This is a genomic window from Pseudomonas sp. CFBP13528 (assembly GCF_005233615.1).
Taxonomy (GTDB): domain Bacteria; phylum Pseudomonadota; class Gammaproteobacteria; order Pseudomonadales; family Pseudomonadaceae; genus Aquipseudomonas; species Aquipseudomonas fluorescens_AM.
Window position 1 is genome coordinate 59931 of sequence record NZ_QGAJ01000002.1, and the last position, 15519, is coordinate 75449.

A 15519-nucleotide genomic window follows, 5' to 3' on the forward strand; every position below is an offset into this window, starting at 1 on the left:
GCTGCAAGCAGAAGCCGACCGGCTTCATCTTTTAAGCGTTGTTGGGAATTCGCCACGTGTGGCTGCCGCTGCCAGCAGCGGGAAAACCACGGCCCAGAGTACCGCCAGTCCGACCATTGTAGGGCCCAGGCCATAGCCGAACTGCACGCCAGCCAGTTGGCTGCCGGCGTAATATGACAGCGGCCCACCCACCGCGCCCAACAGTGCGGCGCGCCACCAGGGGCGGGCGCTCCAGGCCAGGCAATGGCGCAAGGTGGTGGCCAGCAAGGCCCACAGCAGCATCAGCCAGAATGGAATCAACGGCCCCGGCTCGCTGAAGTGAAAAACCCCGAGGGTGCGCAACAGCGTGTCGAGCAACGTACCGGCGAGTGTCACGCCGATGATCAGCGCGCCTTCATCGGTCAATGAGCTGATCCACAGCAAATGGACGAGCAGTACCGCCAACCCTACCAGCAACCACAGGCTGTCGCCGCCGAGCACACAGGCAAACCAGCCGCATTGAAACAGCGCGGCGTTGGCCAGGGATTTAAGCACTGAAGCGCCCGAGCAACGGCGGGTTGATGGCTGCCGGCTTGGCCAGCAGCAACTGCGCGGTACCGATCGTGCGCTCCATGAAACCGCCTTCGCAGTAGCACAGGTAGAATTCCCACAAGCGCAGGAAGTACTCGTCGTAGCCAAGCTCGGCGAGGCGGCCATGGGCGCGGCGAAAGTTCTCATGCCACAGGCGCAGGGTGCGCGCGTAGTGCAGCCCGAAATCCTCCATGTGCAGCAGGTTCATGTCGGTGTCGCGGCAGACGATCTGCAGCATGTTCTGCACGCTGGGCAGGGCGCCGCCGGGAAAGATGTAGCGCTGGATAAAGTCGACGCTGTTCCTGGCCTGCTCATAACGTTGTTCGCGGATGGTGATGGCTTGCAGCAGCATCAGGCCGTCGGGTTTGAGCAGATGCGCGCACTGTTTGAAATACGTGGGCAGGAAGCGATGGCCCACCGCTTCGATCATTTCGATGGACACCAGCTTGTCGTATTTACCGCTCAGGTCGCGGTAGTCCTGCAGCAACAATGTCACCTGCGCTTGCAGGCCCGCCGCTTCGATGCGCTGCGCGGTGTAGGCGAACTGTTCCCGGGACAGGGTCGTGGTGGTGACCTTGCAACCATAATGCTGCGCCGCATACAGCGCCATGCTGCCCCACCCGGTGCCGATTTCCAGCAGATGGTCGGTAGGCTTGAGCGACAGTTTCTGGCAGATGCGCTCCAGCTTGTTCAGTTGCGCTTGTTCCAGGGTGTCGTCGGCGCTGAGAAATTGCGCCGCCGAATACATCATGGTCGGGTCGAGAAACTCCTCGAACAGCTCGTTGCCCAGGTCGTAGTGGGCTGCGATGTTTTTCTGCGAGCCCTTGCGTGTATTGCGATTGAGCCAATGCAGGCCCTGGGTGAACGGTCGCGCCAGGCGGGCCAGGCCGCCCTCCATGGCATCGAGCACCTCCAGGTTGCTGACCATCACACGCACCACGGCGGTCAGGTCCGGGCTGCTCCAGTAGCCGTGGATAAACGCTTCGCCGGCACCGATCGAACCGTTGGCAGCCACCAGGCCCCACACCGCCGAGTCCAGGATCTGGATTTCCCCCAACAGGTGCGCTTCCCGTGCGCCGAACACGTGTCGCTCGCCATCCTCGACGATCACCAATTGGCCGTGGCGCAATTGGCCGAGTTGGCGCAGCACGCCCTTGCGCAGCAGCGCAGCGGTCATGCCATTGACGTTCAGACGATGGGTCTTGACCGATAAGCTAGGGGATTTCATGACGGCGATCCTTGGTGTACCCGACGGCGGTGCTGGAGGCGCCATCGGCGGCCCGGTGGGAAAAAATCGGGGTGCGTTTGAGCAACAGGCGCAAGGCCTGCCAGTAAATCGCCAGGCAGGTCTTGGCGGTCATCCAGGGAAAGCGCCATAAATAGCGATGCAGGCTGGCGCGGTTCAGGGTTTCTTTTTGCAGGCTCAAGGTGGCGTCGAAGACTTTCTGCGCGCCTTGCCAATCGGCCATGTGCACGCCGAGCCTGGCGGCGGGCGGGCTGAAGCTCATGCGGTATTCCAGGTCGCGCGGCAGGAAGGGCGACACATGGAACGCCTTGGCCACGGCGAAGTGCTGGTGTTCATCGGCGCCGAGCGCCTGGGCCGGCAATACGTAGTGATAACGCTCGCGCCACGGGGTGTTGGTGACTTCGCACAGGATCGCCGCCAGTTGCCCGTCGGCTTCGAAGCAATAGAAGAAGCTCACCGGATTGAATGCCAGGCCCCAGCTGCGGGCCTGGGTCAGCAGGCAGATAGGGCCTTGTGGCGTGCGCCCCAGGGCTTTGCCGACTTCATGGCGCACCGCATCGCTCAAGGACATGCCGTGGCGGGTGAACTCGCGCAGGTAATCCTGCTGGCGAAAGCCGAAGGGCGCCAGGCGACTGCTGCCTGCCAGGGGCGAGAGCCCGAGCACGGCGTCCTGTTCGCTGAGGTCCAGGTACAGCAGGCCGATGCGGTAGCGAAAGGCATGGGCCTTGGGCGCAAACCGCCGATGGGCGATCCAGCCGCTGTACAGTGCGCTGTTCACAGGGTTTCCCCGAACGCCTGGGCCACGCGCAGCGCGCTGACCACGCCGTCTTCATGGAAACCGTTGGCCCAATAGGCGCCGCAGTAGAACGTGTTGCGCGCGCCGTGCAATTCTTCCCAGCGCGCCTGTGCGGCCACCGCCGCCAGGCTGTATTGCGGATGGGCGTAGGTGTAGCGCGCCAGGATCTTCAGCGGGTTGATCATTGATGTCTGGTTGAGGCTTACGCAAAAGGTGGTGGCGCTGTCGATGCCTTGCAGGATGTTCATGTCATAAGTGACGGCGGCCTGCTGCTGTTGATTGCCGCCCAGCCGGTAATTCCAACTGGCCCAGGCCAGCGTGCGGTCGGGCAGCAGTCGCGTGTCGGTGTGCAGCACCACGTCGTTGTCGGCATAGGGCAGGGCGCCGAGGATCTGCTGTTCGGCCTCGCTGGGGTCGGCGAGCAATGCCAGGGCCTGGTCGCTGTGGCAGGCGAACACCACGCGGTCGAACGTCTCGCGGCCGACCGGGCTGTGGATAACCACGCCGGCGTCTGTGCGTTGCACGTTATGCACAGGACAGTTGAGGCGTATCTGTTCGCGAAAGCTGCGGGTCAAGGGTTCTATATAGCTGCTGGAGCCCCCTTCAATCACGCACCATTGCGGCCGGTTGCTCACCGAAAGCAGGCCATGATTCTTGAAAAAACGCACGAAGAACTGCAACGGGAACTTGAGCATGTCGGCCAACGACATCGACCAGATCGCCGCGCCCATCGGCACGATGTAATGTCGGATAAACCGCGGGCCATAGCCGCCGGCGTCGAGATAGTCGCCCAGGGTCATGTCGGCATTGATGCGCTGCTCTTGCAGATCCAGCGGCGCCTGGCGGTTGAAGCGCAGGATATCGCGCAGCATGCCCCAGAACCCCGGCGACAGAATGTTGCGGCGCTGGGCAAACAGGCTGTTGAGGTTGTTGCCGTTGTATTCCAATCCCGTACTTTGGTCGCACACCGAAAAACTCATTTCGGTGGGTTTGAACGTGACCCCGATCTGCCCCAGCAGGCGGATAAAGTTCGGGTAGGTCCAGTCGTTGAACACGATGAAACCGGTGTCCACCGCATAGCGCTTGCCTTCGACCGTCACGTTGGCGGTATGGGTATGCCCGCCCAGGCAGTCGCCCGCTTCGAACAGCGTGATGTCATGGCGACGACTGAGCAGGTAGGCGCTGGTCAGCCCGGCGATACCGCTGCCGATAATGGCAATCTTCACAGGTCGTCCTTTTGCGGCGGCGGGCTGCGCAACATGCGTTTGCCGATGATCAGTTGTGCGCGGTTAGGCAGCTTCGACAACGGCCACAGGGTGGCGATGAACAAGGCCGGAAAGGCGATCTCCAGGGGGCGCTTTTCCAGCTTGGCGAAGATATGTCTGGCGGCCTTGTCGGCCGGCCAGCTCAGGGGCATGGGGAAATCATTGCGTTCGGTCAGCGGCGTGTCGACAAACCCCGGGCTGATCACCGTGACGTCGATGTTCTCGGGCGACAGGCTGATGCGCAGAGACTCGAACAAATAGCGCAGCCCCGCCTTCGAGGCGCCATAGGCTTCAGCGCGGGGCATGGGCAGGTAGGTCACGGCGCTGGCCACGCCCACCAGGTGCGGCGTACGCCCGGCACGCAACAACGGCAGTGCCGCTTCGATGCAATAACTGCTGGCCAGCAGGTTGGTGCGCACCACATGTTCGATGATCGACGCATCGAATTGCCTGGCGTCGACATATTCACAGGTGCCAGCGTTGAGGATCACCGTATCCAGCGAACCCCAGACCGCGCTGATTCGCTCACCGATTTCGCGCACGGTCTGGCTGTTGGTCAGGTCGCCGGCCACCACCAGCACTTGCCCCGGGTAACGCTGGGCGAGCGCTTCCAGCGGGCCCTTGGTGCGGGAACTGAGCGCCACATGGGCGCCACTGTTGAGCAACTCCACGGCGAGCGCGGCACCGATGCCGCTGCTGGCGCCGGTCAACCAATAGCGGCGGGGCAGTGTCAGGCTCATCCCATTCTCCTTTTCAGCCAACTGATGACGCCGCCGAGGACCGGCAGGTGTTCGTAAAGCAGAGCCCCGGCATCGAAATAATCGCGATGTCGGTAAACCTTGGCGTGCCACATCAAGTGGGAACAGCCCTGCACCCTGATCAGCTCGCCGCCAGCCAGGCGCGGGTGACGAAAGTTCATGGTCCAGCGCAGGTAGCCTTCGCCTTCGGCCGTTTGGTCGAAGCCGTGGAAGTCAAAGCTCAGCTGGTTGACGTTGCTGTACAGCTGCGCGAAGTAACGATGCAGCTCGGGCAAGCCGTGGACTTCATGCAGCGGGTCGGCAAACACGATGTCGTCGCTGTACAGGCTGTCGAGCAGATGCAGGTTGTGCTTGTCCAGCGTGGCAAAGGTATGGCCGAAATGGCGCAGGAAGTCACTCATGGTCGGCCATCTCCTGACGCGAAGGCAGGCTGCGAAAGGCAGCAAGGGCACGCTCGCGGGATTTCTTCAGGTCGACAATGGCGCGCGGGTAGTCGGCCACGCCGAACAAGCCGCCAGACGCTTCGGGGTTGTGCACCTCTTTTTTATTCAGCGCGGCCAGTTCCGGCAGCCAGTGCTTGATGAACAGACCTTCGCTGTCGAATTTTTCCGACTGGCTCAGCGGGCTGAAAATCCGGAAATATGGCGCCGAGTCGGTGCCCGTCGAGGAACTCCACTGCCAGCCACCGTTGTTGGCCGCGAGGTCGCCGTCGATCAGGTGTCGCATGAAGAAGCGCTCGCCCTCGCGCCAGTCGATGAGCAGGTTCTTGGTCAGGAACATCGCCACCACCATGCGCAGGCGGTTGTGCATCCAGCCGGTTTCCAGCAGTTGGCGCATGGCCGCATCGATGATCGGCAAGCCGGTGCGCGCTTGTTGCCAGGCGGCCAGGTCCTTGGGCGCGTCGCGCCAGGCCACGGCTTCGGTTTCAGGGCGGAACGCCCGGTGGCGGGAGACGCGCGGGTAGCCCACCAGGATATGTTTGTAGAATTCGCGCCACAGCAGTTCGTTGATCCAGGTGATCGTGCCGATGTCACCGCTTTCGAACTCGCCCTGGTTGGACTGCAACGCGGCGTGCAGGCACTGGCGCGGCGACACCACCCCGGCGGCAAGGTAGGCGGACAACTGGCTGGTGCCGGGCTTGGCGGGAAAGTCGCGCTCATCCTTGTAATAGCTGATCTGCTCATCGGCGAAGGCGTCGAGGCGCCGGCGTGCTTCGTTTTCACCGGCGGGCCAGAGGGCGCGCAAGGTTTCACTGGGTGGCGCGAACCCTTTAACGGTGGTGGGGATGGCATCGCTTTGCAGGTCGAGCCTGGCCTGGGCCTTGGGGCTTTCCACCAGGCGCGGTAAAGCACTGTGCAGACGGGTGTAACAGACCTTGCGGAACTGGCTGAACACTTGAAAGTAGGTGCCGGACTTGGTCAACACGCTGCCCGGCTGGAAAAACAACTGGTCGAGGTAGCTGTGGAAGGTCACGCCGTCTGCTTCCAGCGCCTGGGCCACGGCGCGGTCGCGACGGCTCTCGTGGATACCGTATTCCTCGTTGACGTGCACCGACTCTACCTTGAGCTCCCGGCATAGCTGTCTCAATACGCCTGGCGCCTGGTCCCAGGTGTCGGCGTGGCGGATCAGCAGCGGGATGTTCACGTCTGCGAGCGCCTGCTCCAACGCGTGCAGGTTGCGCAGCCAGAAATCGACCTTGCACGGCGCATCATCGTGGGCCAGCCATTGTTGCGGGGTGATCAGGTAAACGGCCGCGACCGGGCCTCGCTGGCTGGCGGCAGTCAGGGCGGTGTTGTCGTGAAGGCGCAGGTCGGTGCGCAGCCAGATCAAGTGCATTTAGACGATTCCACGCTGGATCAATATCTGGTGGGCCGCCAACGGGTCTTCGGCGACGAACAACTCGGGGATGTCACGGGTTAATACGGCCAACTCGGCGTGGTGGATGCAGACCGTCGGTCCGGCAATCAATATCGGGCAACGGATGCCTGCCAGCAGTTTTGTGAGTGCCGCGACCTGCAGCGCCTTGCTGGAATACAGCAGTACCGCGCGCGGTTGCAGATGCTCCACCGCCAGCACCAATTCGCCGGGGGGCAGCGGCCAGTCGAACACCTCTACCGGGCAGTCGGCGCTGCTGGCCAGCCAGGCGCTGAGCCACAGGTGCGGCTCCAGGGGCAAGTCGGAGTGGTTGACCAGCAGCAGCGGGGCGCCGTGGACTTGCCGGTTGTTGTGGTAAATGCGCGCGCCGAACTTGCTGCGCAACCAGGACAGGAAAAATACCCGCTCCATCTGCGCGCCGAACTGACCCTGCCATTTCTGTTCCAGCTCGCTGAGCAGTGGCAGCATCAATTGCTCGCACAAGGTGCGTGGCGGGTAGAGCGCCATGGCCTGATTGAAGGCATCGTCGACCCGACGTTCAGCCAGCTCAGCGATGGCCGTCAGCAAGGTTTGGCGCAAGGTGTGCCATTCGTTTTCCATCGGTTCGGGGGAGGCTTGGGCGGAGTCGATCAAGCCTTTTACCTGGCTGACAGGCACGCCGCGATTGAGCCAGGTGAGGATGGCATGGATGTGTTGCACGTGGTCGGCGCTGAACAAGCGATGCCCCTTGGGCGTGCGCTGGGGCACGATCAGGCCGTAACGGCGCTCCCAGGCGCGCAGGGTCACGGCATTGACCCCGGTCTGGCGCGCCACCTCGCGGATCGGCAGCCAGCCGTTTTGCAGGGCTTGGGCGATGTCTTCGCCGGGTTCGTCTTGCAGGGCAGCTGTCATGGTTTAGATCGCATTGCGCAGGCTGAGGTTTTCCGGGTGCGGTTGCAGGTAGGCCTGCTGCGCAATGTAGCGGTCCGGGTGTTGACGAAAGTGGTGCTTGAGCAACGTGAGCGGCACCACCAGCGGCACGATGCCTTGGCGGTACTGGCTGATGACGGTTTGCATTTCCTGTTTGTCATCGGCGCTGATCGCCTGCTTCAGGTAGCCGCTGATGTGTTGCAGCACATTGGTGTGGGTGCCACGGGTAGCGCACTTGGTCAGGCCGGTCATCAGGTCGCTGAAGTAGCAACTGGCCAATTCGTCCAGGTGGGTGTCCTTGGTCATGCTGCCCAGCAGGTGGCCGAGGCTTTTGTAATGCGCCGGGCTGTGGGCCATCAACAAGTATTTGTAGCGCGAATGGAAGGCCAGCAGGCGGTGACGCGTCAGGCCTTCGGCGAGCAATCGTTGCCAGCTGGCGTAGACGAATACGCGGGTGAGGAAATTTTCGCGCAACACCGGATCATTCAGGCGACCGTCCTCTTCCACCGGCAGATTGGGGTGGCGCGCGCAGAACGCCTGGGCGTAGATGCCGCGCCCGCCGCCATCCACCGGGGCGCCGTTCTCCCGGTACACCTTGACCCGCTCCAGGCCACAGGAGGGCGACTTTTGCATAAAGATGTAGCCGCACAGGTCGGTGTGTTCGGCCGCCATCTGCTGGCCGTATTGATCCAGCGGCTGGGTCACGTTGAGTTCGCGGTGCACGGTGCCCACGGCCTGCGGGTTGGCCGCGTCGCCGACCAGGCGAATGGTTTCACGGGGGATGCCCAGGCCGATGGCGACTTCCGGGCACAGCGGCACGTAGTCGAAGTAGTCGGCCAGGGTCTGGGTGCACAGGAGGGATTGCTTATGCCCGCCGTTGAAACGCACGTTCTCGCCCAGCAGGCAGGCGCTGATGCCGATCTTGGGTTTCACGGAATGGGGCATGGGTAAACCTCTGCGAAATTCCTGTACAGTCTTTTATCCCTGTACAACTAATCTCATCATAGATTTGATCTTGTACAAGTCAATAATTTTGTACAGGTATTTTCGCCCTGATTTACGTCCAGCCCATTTTCCAGCTTTCAGGGTTCTGCAGGGCCTGCCATGGGAGGCGTTCGCTGCGCCGGGTCATCACCGCTTGCAGTTCGATTTCCAGTACGGTGCCTTCCTCGTCACGGAACAGCTCGGTGACGAGGAAGTGTTTTTCCTTGTTTTTTGGAGATGTCGCGGTCCATTTCGACAGCAGCAATTTGGCCGGATTCAAGCGGTTCATTGCAGGTGCTCGATCAACCGTCGCGCCGCCTCCTGGCCACTGAGCCAGGCGCCTTCGACGCGTCCGGACAAACACCAGTCGCCGCAGACGAACAGGCCCAGGTCGGCATCGGCCAGCACACCGAATTCATGGCTGCTGGACGGCCTGGCGTAGAGCCAGCGATGCGCCAGGCTGAATGATGGCGCGGGCATGGTGCAGTGCAGCAATTCGGCGAAGGCGCCGTGCAGGTGTTCGATCACAGCTTCCCTGGACAGGTCCAGGTGCGCCTTGCTCCAGGTGCTGGTGGCATGCAGCACCCAGGTGTCGAGGCTGACATCACGCCCGGGCTTGCTGCGGTTGCGTGCCAGCCAGTCGAGGGCGCTGTCTTGTACGAAGCAACCTTCCATCGGCGTATCCAGAGGCGTGTCGAAGGCCAGGGCGATGGCCCAGGTCGGCTCCATTTTCACCCCGGCCACGGCGCTCGCCAGCTTCGGTGCGGCGGCCAACAAGGTGGTGGCCTGGGGCGCCGGCGTGGCGATGATCACATGGCTGAACGGACCGTGACTGCCGCCATCGGCATCGAGCAGGTTCCAGTGCTGGGTGCCCTGGAACACCTCGGTAATGCGGCAACCGAATTGCACCGGCAGGTCATCGAGCAGGGCGCGGGTAATGGCGCTCATGCGCGGCGTACCGACCCAGCGGATCTGTTCATCGGGGGAGGGCGTCAGTTGGCCGGCCTTGAAGTTATACAGCTGGGGTTTCCACTGCTCGGCCCAGCCATGGCTTTGCCAGCGCTGCACCTCGTTGACGAAGCGCCGGTCGCGGGCGGTGAAGTACTGTGCGCCCATGTCCAGCGCGCCGGCGTCGCTGCGCTTGCTGGACATACGGCCACCGCTGCCGCGGCTTTTATCGAAGAGTTGTACAACGTGCCCCGCGTCTCGTAACGCTCGGGCGGCGGAGAGACCGGCGATGCCGGCACCTATGATCGCGATGGGGACAGTCATGGGAGGCCTCGTTTTACCGTTGGGTACAGACTACGCCGACACCAATAGCTGTACAATATTGTTTTTTGGTATAAGTTTTGGCGTGCCTGATTGTGTGACGTGGCCTATGGTTAAGCCAACAGGCTAAACGATGGTCACGCTCGAATATCAAATCGATCCCTGCTTATAAAATAGACCAGTGAGCGGCGGCGAACGTTACATGAGGAGAGTCCCATGCATATTTTGCTGACCGGCGGTACCGGCTTGATCGGCCGTCAACTGTGCCGGCACTGGCTTGCCCAGGGCCATCGCTTGACCGTGTTGAGCCGTACACCCGAATCCGTTGCGCGTATTTGCGGCGCGCAGGTCCTGGGCGTTGGGCGCCTGCAGGACGTGATCGGCGCGGTGGATGCGGTGGTCAACCTTGCCGGTGCGCCGATTGCCGACCGTCCCTGGACCCACAAGCGCAAGGCCTTGTTGTGGAGCAGTCGCATCAGCCTGACCGAAAGCCTGCTGGCGTGGCTGGAACGCCTGGAGCAGAAGCCGGCGGTGCTGATCTCAGGTTCCGCCGTGGGCTGGTATGGCGATGGCGGCGAGCGCGAATTGACTGAAGACAGCGGCCCTGTGCAGGATGATTTTCCCAGCCAGTTGTGTATCGCCTGGGAAGAAACCGCCGCGCGTGCCGAGGCCTTGGGCATTCGCGTGGTGCTGGTGCGTACCGGCCTGGTGCTGGCGGCCGAGGGCGGCTTTTTGTCGCGCCTGTTGCTGCCGTTCAAACTGGCGCTGGGCGGGCCGATCGGCAATGGCCGGCAATGGATGCCGTGGGTGCATATCCGCGATCAAATCGCCCTGATTGATTTTCTTCTGCACAAGGCTGACGCCCGTGGTCCTTATAATGCCTGCGCGCCACACCCGGTGCGCAACCGCGAGTTTGCCAAGACGTTGGGCCAGGTGTTGCACCGCCCGGCGTTCATGCCGATGCCGGCCTTTGCGCTGAAGGTCGGTTTGGGCGAGTTATCGGGCTTGTTGCTGGGCGGACAAAAGGCACTGCCCGAGCGGCTGCTGGCCGCAGGTTTCACTTTCCAGTTCACTGAGTTGCGTGCGGCCCTGGACGACTTGTCCGGCCGCCTCTAGAAATAGGATGTTGCATGAGCGATCACGCGTTGTTACTGGTCAATCTGGGCTCGCCGAAGTCCACTTCGGTGGCCGATGTGCGCAGCTACCTCAATCAGTTCCTGATGGACCCTTATGTCATCGACCTGCCGTGGCCGGTACGTCGCTTGCTGGTGTCACTGATCCTGATCAAGCGCCCCGAGCAGTCGGCCCATGCCTATGCGTCCATCTGGTGGCACGAAGGCTCGCCACTGGTGGTCCTCAGCCGTCGCCTGCAGCAGCAGATGACCGCGCAATGGACCCAAGGCCCCGTAGAACTGGCCATGCGTTATGGCGAGCCTTCGCTTGAAACGGTGCTGACGCGCCTGGCCGCCCAGGGCATTCAGAACGTGACGCTGGCGCCGCTGTACCCGCAGTTTGCCGACAGCACCGTGACCACGGTGGTAGAGGAAGCCAGGCGTGTGGTGCGCGACAAGAAACTGAAGGTGCAATTCTCCATCCTGCAGCCGTTCTACGACCAGCCTGAGTACCTCGATGCCTTGGCCGCAAGTGTGCGGCCGCATGTGGAACAGGCTTACGATCATCTGTTGTTGAGTTTCCACGGCTTGCCCGAGCGTCATCTGACCAAACTCGACCCGACCGGCCAGCATTGTTTCAAGGATGCCGATTGCTGCAAGAATGCCTCGCCTGAGGTGCTTGCCACCTGTTACCGCGCGCAATGTTTCAGCGTTGCCCGCGATGTGGCCGAGCGGCTGGGGTTGCCGGACGGCAAGTGGTCGGTGGCGTTCCAGTCGCGCCTGGGCCGCGCCAAATGGATCGAACCCTACACCGAGGCGCGTCTTGAGGCCCTGGCGCAGCAAGGCGTGAAAAAACTGCTGGTGATGTGCCCCGCGTTTGTCGCCGATTGCATCGAGACCCTGGAGGAAATCGGTGATCGCGGGCTGGAGCAGTTTCGTGAGGCGGGGGGCGAAGAGTTGGTGCTGGTGCCCTGCTTGAACGATGACCCGCAGTGGGCGGAGGCGCTCAATACCCTCTGCGAAAGAGCGCCGGTTACGTTGTAATCACGCCTTGCGGTGATCCAATTGTGGGAGGGGGCTTGCTCCCGATAGCGGTGTATCAGTCAGAAATGTTGAGACTGACATACTGCTATCGGGGGCAAGCCCCCTCCCACATTGAGTCCCATGTCTGTCAAAGGTTAAGGCTCAGGCTGACGGTGACGTTGTGCGGCTCAATCAAGCCTTGCGGTGATCCAATTGTGGGAGGGGGCTTGCCCCCGATAGCAGAGTGTCAGTCTCAGCATGTTTGACTGATACACCGCCATCGGGGGCAAGCCCCCTCCCACATTTGTACGGTGCCCGTTTATAGATTGAGTGTAAGGCTGACGGTGAAGTTACGCGGTTCGCCCGGGTTGACCCAGTAGCTGCTGTAGGACCGCTCGTAGTACTTCTCATTGAACAGGTTGTTGAGGTTCAGCCCCACGGTGACATTCTCCGTCGCCTTGTAATGCGCCAGCAGATCGACGGTGTGGTAAGCGGGCAGTTCAAAACCTGTTCCCGCCTCACCGGAGCGATCACCCACATACGTAAACGCCGCCCCCAGGTCGGAACCGCGCAACGCGCCGTCCTGGAATTCGTACACCCCCAACAGACTGCCGCTGCGTTTGGCGACGCCGAGGATGCGGCTGCCGGCAGGAAGGGTCTTATCGCCCTTGGTCACTTCGGCGTCGATGTAGGCCAAAGCGCCGATCACGCGGATGGCGTCGGTGACCTGCCCGGTCAGTTGCACATCCAGGCCCTGGCTGCGCGCCTTGCCCATGGCGCGGTTGGTGTTGGTCGCCGGGTCGAGGGTCAGCACGTTTTCCTTCTCGATATGGAAGGCGGCGACGGTGGCGCTGAGGCGGTCGTCAAACAGCTCGCTCTTGACCCCGACTTCATAGCCCACGCCTTCTTCCGGCTTGAAGGTCTTGCCACCGGCATCCAGGCCGCTGTTGGGCTTGAACGAGGTGGAGGCATTGGCGAATACCCCAACCTGCGGCGTGAGTTGATAAAGCAGGCCGGCGCGCTGGGTGAGGGCGTCATGGGTTTGCCGGCTTTTGGCATGGTTGCGGGTGAAGTCGTCGGTGCTCTGTTCGAAATGCTCGAAGCGCGCGCCCACCATGCCGCGCAGGCGGTCGGTGAAGACGATCTGGTCTTGCAGGTTCAGCGCATGGCTTTGGGTCTGCTCGAAGAAATCGGTGCCGGTGCGCGTGCCATTGGGTTTTGGCTGGCCGTACACCGGGTTGTAGAGATCAATGGGGTAGTGGCTGCCGCCTATGGCGGTCACCCGTTCCTTCTTGCGGTAGTCCTCGTATTCGGTGCCGAGCAGTAATTCATGCTGCCAGCTGCCAATATCAAACAGGCCGCGCAGTTCCAGTTGGGTGATGCTGTCGTGCCAACCGGTTGAGCGCTCGCGGTAGAGACGGTTGACGGTGTGGCCATCGGCATTCAGCGCACGGCTTTCCGACGCGTCGCCCCACAGGCTGCCTTGTTTGTAATGACTGGCCAGGCGCAGCTTCCAGGCATCGTTGAGGTGATGCTCGAGTGCCGCCTGGATGCGGTTGTTGTGGTTGCGGATATTGCCGTCGTCGGGCTCGCCGAGGAACGTGGAGCGGGACATGCCGGTGTTGGCGACCATGCCGCGGTCAAACGTGGAGTTGTGGCGCACGAACTCGCTTTCCACCAGCAGGCTGGTGTCCGGGTCCAGTTGCCAGCTGAAGGACGGTGCGACGAACACTCGCTTGGCGTCCACGTGATCGCGAAAACTGTGGTTGTCTTCAACCGCCAGGTTCACGCGTGACAGCACGCGGCCCTCATTGTCCAGCGGCGTATTCACGTCCAGTGCGGTGCGGTAGCGATCCCAGCTGCCCGCGCTGGTTTGCAACGTGGTGAAGGCCTCGGGCTGGGGTTTCTTGCTGACGATGTTCACTGTGCCGCCGGGGTCGCCACGCCCGTACAGGCTGGCCGCAGGCCCCTTGAGCACTTCGATGCGTTCGATGTTCGCCGCGTCCGGCGTGCTCGGGTAGCCGCGGTTGGCGCTGAAGCCATCCTGGTAGAACTCGGAGGTGGTGAAGCCGCGCACGCTGTATTGGTAAAGGGTCAGGCCGCCGAAATTGTTTTGCTTGGAGACGCCGCCGGCAAACTCCAGGGCGCGTTCCACGCTGGTGCTGCCCAGGTCCTTGAGCACCGTGGCGGGAATCACGCTGATTGATTGCGGGATATCGCGCAGGGCGGTATCGGTCTTGGTGGCGCTGGCGGAGCGGGTCGCGCGGTAACCCTGCACCGGGCCGGTCGCCGACTCATAGGCGTCGGTGGTGACGCTGATGGTGTCCAGTTCCAGGGTGTTTTCTTCGGCGTAGGCAGGGTCGAGCAGCAAACCCAGGGCCAGCCCGGCCAGGGGCGCAAACTTTCGAGACGGCATGATAGAGCGTTCCAATGTCGATATTGAAACAATATAACATGTCTAATGAGAGGGATTGCTAGGTAATATCAATGCACCAGCGCCCACTGACGGGCACTGGTGCGCTGCCGCTTATTCCTCTTCCTTCACCGGCGCCGTGGCCGGCGGCGGGCGCAGGCCGATTTCCGCCGACAGCTTGATTTCCTTGCCGTTGCGCATCACCTGGATCGCCACCTTGTCGGTCGGCTTGATCCGCGCCACCTGGTTCATCGACTTGCGGCCATCACCGGCGGGTGCGCCGTCGATGCTGAGGATCACATCGCCCAGTTGCAGGCCGGCTTTCTGCGCCGGCCCGTCGCGGAAGATCCCCGCGACCACGATGCCCGGGCGTCCGGTCAGGCCGAACGACTCGGCCAGCTCTTTGGTCAAGGGCTGGACTTCAATGCCCAGCCAGCCGCGAATCACCTGGCCGTGTTCAATGATCGACTTCATCACCTCCATCGCCAGCTTCACCGGAATCGCAAAACCGATGCCCTGGGAGCCGCCGGACTTGGAGAAAATCGCCGTGTTGATGCCTGTCAGGTTGCCGTTGGCGTCCACCAGCGCGCCGCCGGAGTTGCCGGGGTTGATCGCCGCGTCGGTCTGGATGAAGTCTTCGTAGCTGTTAAGGCCCAGTTGGTTACGCCCGGTGGCGCTGATGATGCCCATGGTCACCGTCTGGCCGACGCCGAACGGGTTGCCGATGGCCAGCGCCACGTCACCGACGCGCAGGCCGTCGGAGCGGCCGAGGGTGATCGACGGCAGGTCCTTCAGGTCGATCTTCAGTACCGCAAGATCGGTTTCCGGATCGCTGCCCACGACGCGGGCCAGGGTCTCGCGGCCGTCACGCAGGGCCACCACGATCTGGTCGGCGCCGGTGGTCACGTGATTATTGGTGAGGATGTAGCCTTCGGGGCTCATGATCACCCCGGAACCGAGGCTGGACTCCATGCGGCGCTGCTTGGGCCCGTTGTCACCGAAATAGCGGCGGAACTGCGGGTCTTCGAACAGGGGATGTGCCGGCTTGTTGATGACCTTGGTGGTGTACAGGTTGACCACGGCGGGGGCGGCGATGACCACGGCGTCCGCATAGGTCACCGGGCCTTGCACCACGGTACTGGTTTGCGGGGCCTGCTGCAGGTTCACATCCAGGCTGGGCAGGCCCACCCACTGGGGATAACGCTGAATGATCAGCATCGCGATCAGCACGCCAGCCAGCAATGGCCATCCAAAAAAACGCAGTGCCTTGAGCATCAAGTAAGTCCTGACAGGTTGCAG

15 protein-coding genes are annotated in these 15519 nt (G+C 62.3%); 2 read left to right on the forward strand and 13 right to left on the reverse strand.

Annotated elements, in window-relative coordinates; genetic code table 11:
• Nucleotides 1-24: 24 nt before the first annotated feature.
• The 11 genes from PspCFBP13528_RS03770 to PspCFBP13528_RS03820 all read right to left on the reverse strand — a co-directional run bounded on the left by PspCFBP13528_RS03770 (nt 25) and on the right by PspCFBP13528_RS03820 (nt 9675).
• Nucleotides 25-534 carry a DUF2878 domain-containing protein gene (locus tag PspCFBP13528_RS03770; protein ID WP_137199666.1) on the reverse strand — a complete coding sequence of 170 codons (510 nt, stop codon included), beginning with the start codon at nt 532-534 and terminating at the stop codon, nt 25-27.
• Nucleotides 527-1798, reverse strand: a complete 1272-nt coding sequence (locus tag PspCFBP13528_RS03775) for a cyclopropane-fatty-acyl-phospholipid synthase family protein (protein ID WP_065950611.1) — start codon at nt 1796-1798, stop codon at nt 527-529. The genes PspCFBP13528_RS03770 and PspCFBP13528_RS03775 overlap by 8 nt, the downstream gene beginning before the upstream one ends.
• Nucleotides 1785-2594, reverse strand: coding sequence for a DUF1365 domain-containing protein (locus tag PspCFBP13528_RS03780; RefSeq protein ID WP_137199667.1), 810 nt, complete (start codon nt 2592-2594; stop codon nt 1785-1787). The genes PspCFBP13528_RS03775 and PspCFBP13528_RS03780 overlap by 14 nt, the downstream gene beginning before the upstream one ends.
• A complete protein-coding gene (locus tag PspCFBP13528_RS03785; RefSeq protein ID WP_065950613.1) occupies nt 2591-3838 on the reverse strand; it encodes an FAD-dependent oxidoreductase in 1248 nt (415 codons plus the stop codon). Before PspCFBP13528_RS03785 ends, PspCFBP13528_RS03780 begins: the two co-directional genes overlap by 4 nt.
• The gene (locus PspCFBP13528_RS03790) at nt 3835-4617 is read right to left on the reverse strand and encodes an SDR family NAD(P)-dependent oxidoreductase (RefSeq protein ID WP_065950614.1); all 783 of its coding nucleotides are present in this window, start codon (nt 4615-4617) and stop codon (nt 3835-3837) included. Before PspCFBP13528_RS03790 ends, PspCFBP13528_RS03785 begins: the two co-directional genes overlap by 4 nt.
• Entirely contained in the window at nt 4614-5036 is a 423-nt protein-coding gene (locus PspCFBP13528_RS03795; protein WP_137199668.1) for a nuclear transport factor 2 family protein, read from the reverse strand. Before PspCFBP13528_RS03795 ends, PspCFBP13528_RS03790 begins: the two co-directional genes overlap by 4 nt.
• Entirely contained in the window at nt 5029-6471 is a 1443-nt protein-coding gene (phrB, locus tag PspCFBP13528_RS03800; protein ID WP_137199669.1) for a deoxyribodipyrimidine photo-lyase, read from the reverse strand. The genes PspCFBP13528_RS03795 and phrB overlap by 8 nt, the downstream gene beginning before the upstream one ends.
• Nucleotides 6472-7401 carry a MerR family transcriptional regulator gene (locus PspCFBP13528_RS03805; RefSeq protein ID WP_137199670.1) on the reverse strand — a complete coding sequence of 310 codons (930 nt, stop codon included), beginning with the start codon at nt 7399-7401 and terminating at the stop codon, nt 6472-6474.
• Nucleotides 7402-7404: 3 nt separating this feature from the next.
• Nucleotides 7405-8364 carry a DUF523 and DUF1722 domain-containing protein gene (locus PspCFBP13528_RS03810; RefSeq protein ID WP_137199671.1) on the reverse strand — a complete coding sequence of 320 codons (960 nt, stop codon included), beginning with the start codon at nt 8362-8364 and terminating at the stop codon, nt 7405-7407.
• A gap of 112 nt (nt 8365-8476) precedes the next feature.
• Nucleotides 8477-8692, reverse strand: a complete 216-nt coding sequence (locus PspCFBP13528_RS03815; protein WP_101218185.1) for a TIGR02450 family Trp-rich protein — start codon at nt 8690-8692, stop codon at nt 8477-8479.
• Nucleotides 8689-9675: an FAD-dependent oxidoreductase gene (locus PspCFBP13528_RS03820; RefSeq protein ID WP_065950620.1), complete on the reverse strand. Its 987-nt coding sequence runs from the start codon at nt 9673-9675 to the stop codon at nt 8689-8691. Before PspCFBP13528_RS03820 ends, PspCFBP13528_RS03815 begins: the two co-directional genes overlap by 4 nt.
• A gap of 213 nt (nt 9676-9888) precedes the next feature.
• Between PspCFBP13528_RS03820 and PspCFBP13528_RS03825 the strand changes: the two genes are divergently transcribed.
• Nucleotides 9889-10788 (forward strand): TIGR01777 family oxidoreductase, encoded by a 900-nt coding sequence (locus PspCFBP13528_RS03825; RefSeq protein WP_137199672.1) that lies wholly within the window; start codon nt 9889-9891, stop codon nt 10786-10788.
• Between the two features lie 14 nt (nt 10789-10802).
• On the forward strand, nt 10803-11828 hold the full coding sequence (gene hemH / locus PspCFBP13528_RS03830) for a ferrochelatase (RefSeq protein WP_137199673.1): 1026 nt from the start codon (nt 10803-10805) through the stop codon (nt 11826-11828).
• 298 nt (nt 11829-12126) lie between these two features.
• Here the strand turns inward: hemH and PspCFBP13528_RS03835 are convergent, their stop codons facing one another.
• The gene (locus tag PspCFBP13528_RS03835; RefSeq protein ID WP_137199674.1) at nt 12127-14223 is read right to left on the reverse strand and encodes a TonB-dependent siderophore receptor; all 2097 of its coding nucleotides are present in this window, start codon (nt 14221-14223) and stop codon (nt 12127-12129) included.
• Between the two features lie 111 nt (nt 14224-14334).
• The gene (gene algW, locus PspCFBP13528_RS03840; protein ID WP_057725862.1) at nt 14335-15495 is read right to left on the reverse strand and encodes a Do family serine endopeptidase AlgW; all 1161 of its coding nucleotides are present in this window, start codon (nt 15493-15495) and stop codon (nt 14335-14337) included.
• Nucleotides 15496-15519 lie beyond the last annotated feature (24 nt).

Bases quoted from the DNA above. Each gene is read 5' to 3' on its own strand.
- PspCFBP13528_RS03775 (WP_065950611.1), bottom strand. From the start codon at position 1,798: ATGAAATCCCCTAGCTTATCGGTCAAGACCCATCGTCTGAACGTCAAT.
- PspCFBP13528_RS03790 (WP_065950614.1), bottom strand. From the start codon at position 4,617: ATGAGCCTGACACTGCCCCGCCGCTATTGGTTGACCGGCGCCAGCAGC.
- PspCFBP13528_RS03795 (WP_137199668.1), bottom strand. From the start codon at position 5,036: ATGAGTGACTTCCTGCGCCATTTCGGCCATACCTTTGCCACGCTGGAC.
- phrB (WP_137199669.1), bottom strand. From the start codon at position 6,471: ATGCACTTGATCTGGCTGCGCACCGACCTGCGCCTTCACGACAACACC.
- PspCFBP13528_RS03805 (WP_137199670.1), bottom strand. From the start codon at position 7,401: ATGACAGCTGCCCTGCAAGACGAACCCGGCGAAGACATCGCCCAAGCC.
- PspCFBP13528_RS03810 (WP_137199671.1), bottom strand. From the start codon at position 8,364: ATGCCCCATTCCGTGAAACCCAAGATCGGCATCAGCGCCTGCCTGCTG.
- PspCFBP13528_RS03815 (WP_101218185.1), bottom strand. From the start codon at position 8,692: ATGAACCGCTTGAATCCGGCCAAATTGCTGCTGTCGAAATGGACCGCG.
- PspCFBP13528_RS03820 (WP_065950620.1), bottom strand. From the start codon at position 9,675: ATGACTGTCCCCATCGCGATCATAGGTGCCGGCATCGCCGGTCTCTCC.
- PspCFBP13528_RS03825 (WP_137199672.1), top strand. From the start codon at position 9,889: ATGCATATTTTGCTGACCGGCGGTACCGGCTTGATCGGCCGTCAACTG.
- hemH (WP_137199673.1), top strand. From the start codon at position 10,803: ATGAGCGATCACGCGTTGTTACTGGTCAATCTGGGCTCGCCGAAGTCC.
- PspCFBP13528_RS03835 (WP_137199674.1), bottom strand. From the start codon at position 14,223: ATGCCGTCTCGAAAGTTTGCGCCCCTGGCCGGGCTGGCCCTGGGTTTG.
- algW (WP_057725862.1), bottom strand. From the start codon at position 15,495: ATGCTCAAGGCACTGCGTTTTTTTGGATGGCCATTGCTGGCTGGCGTG.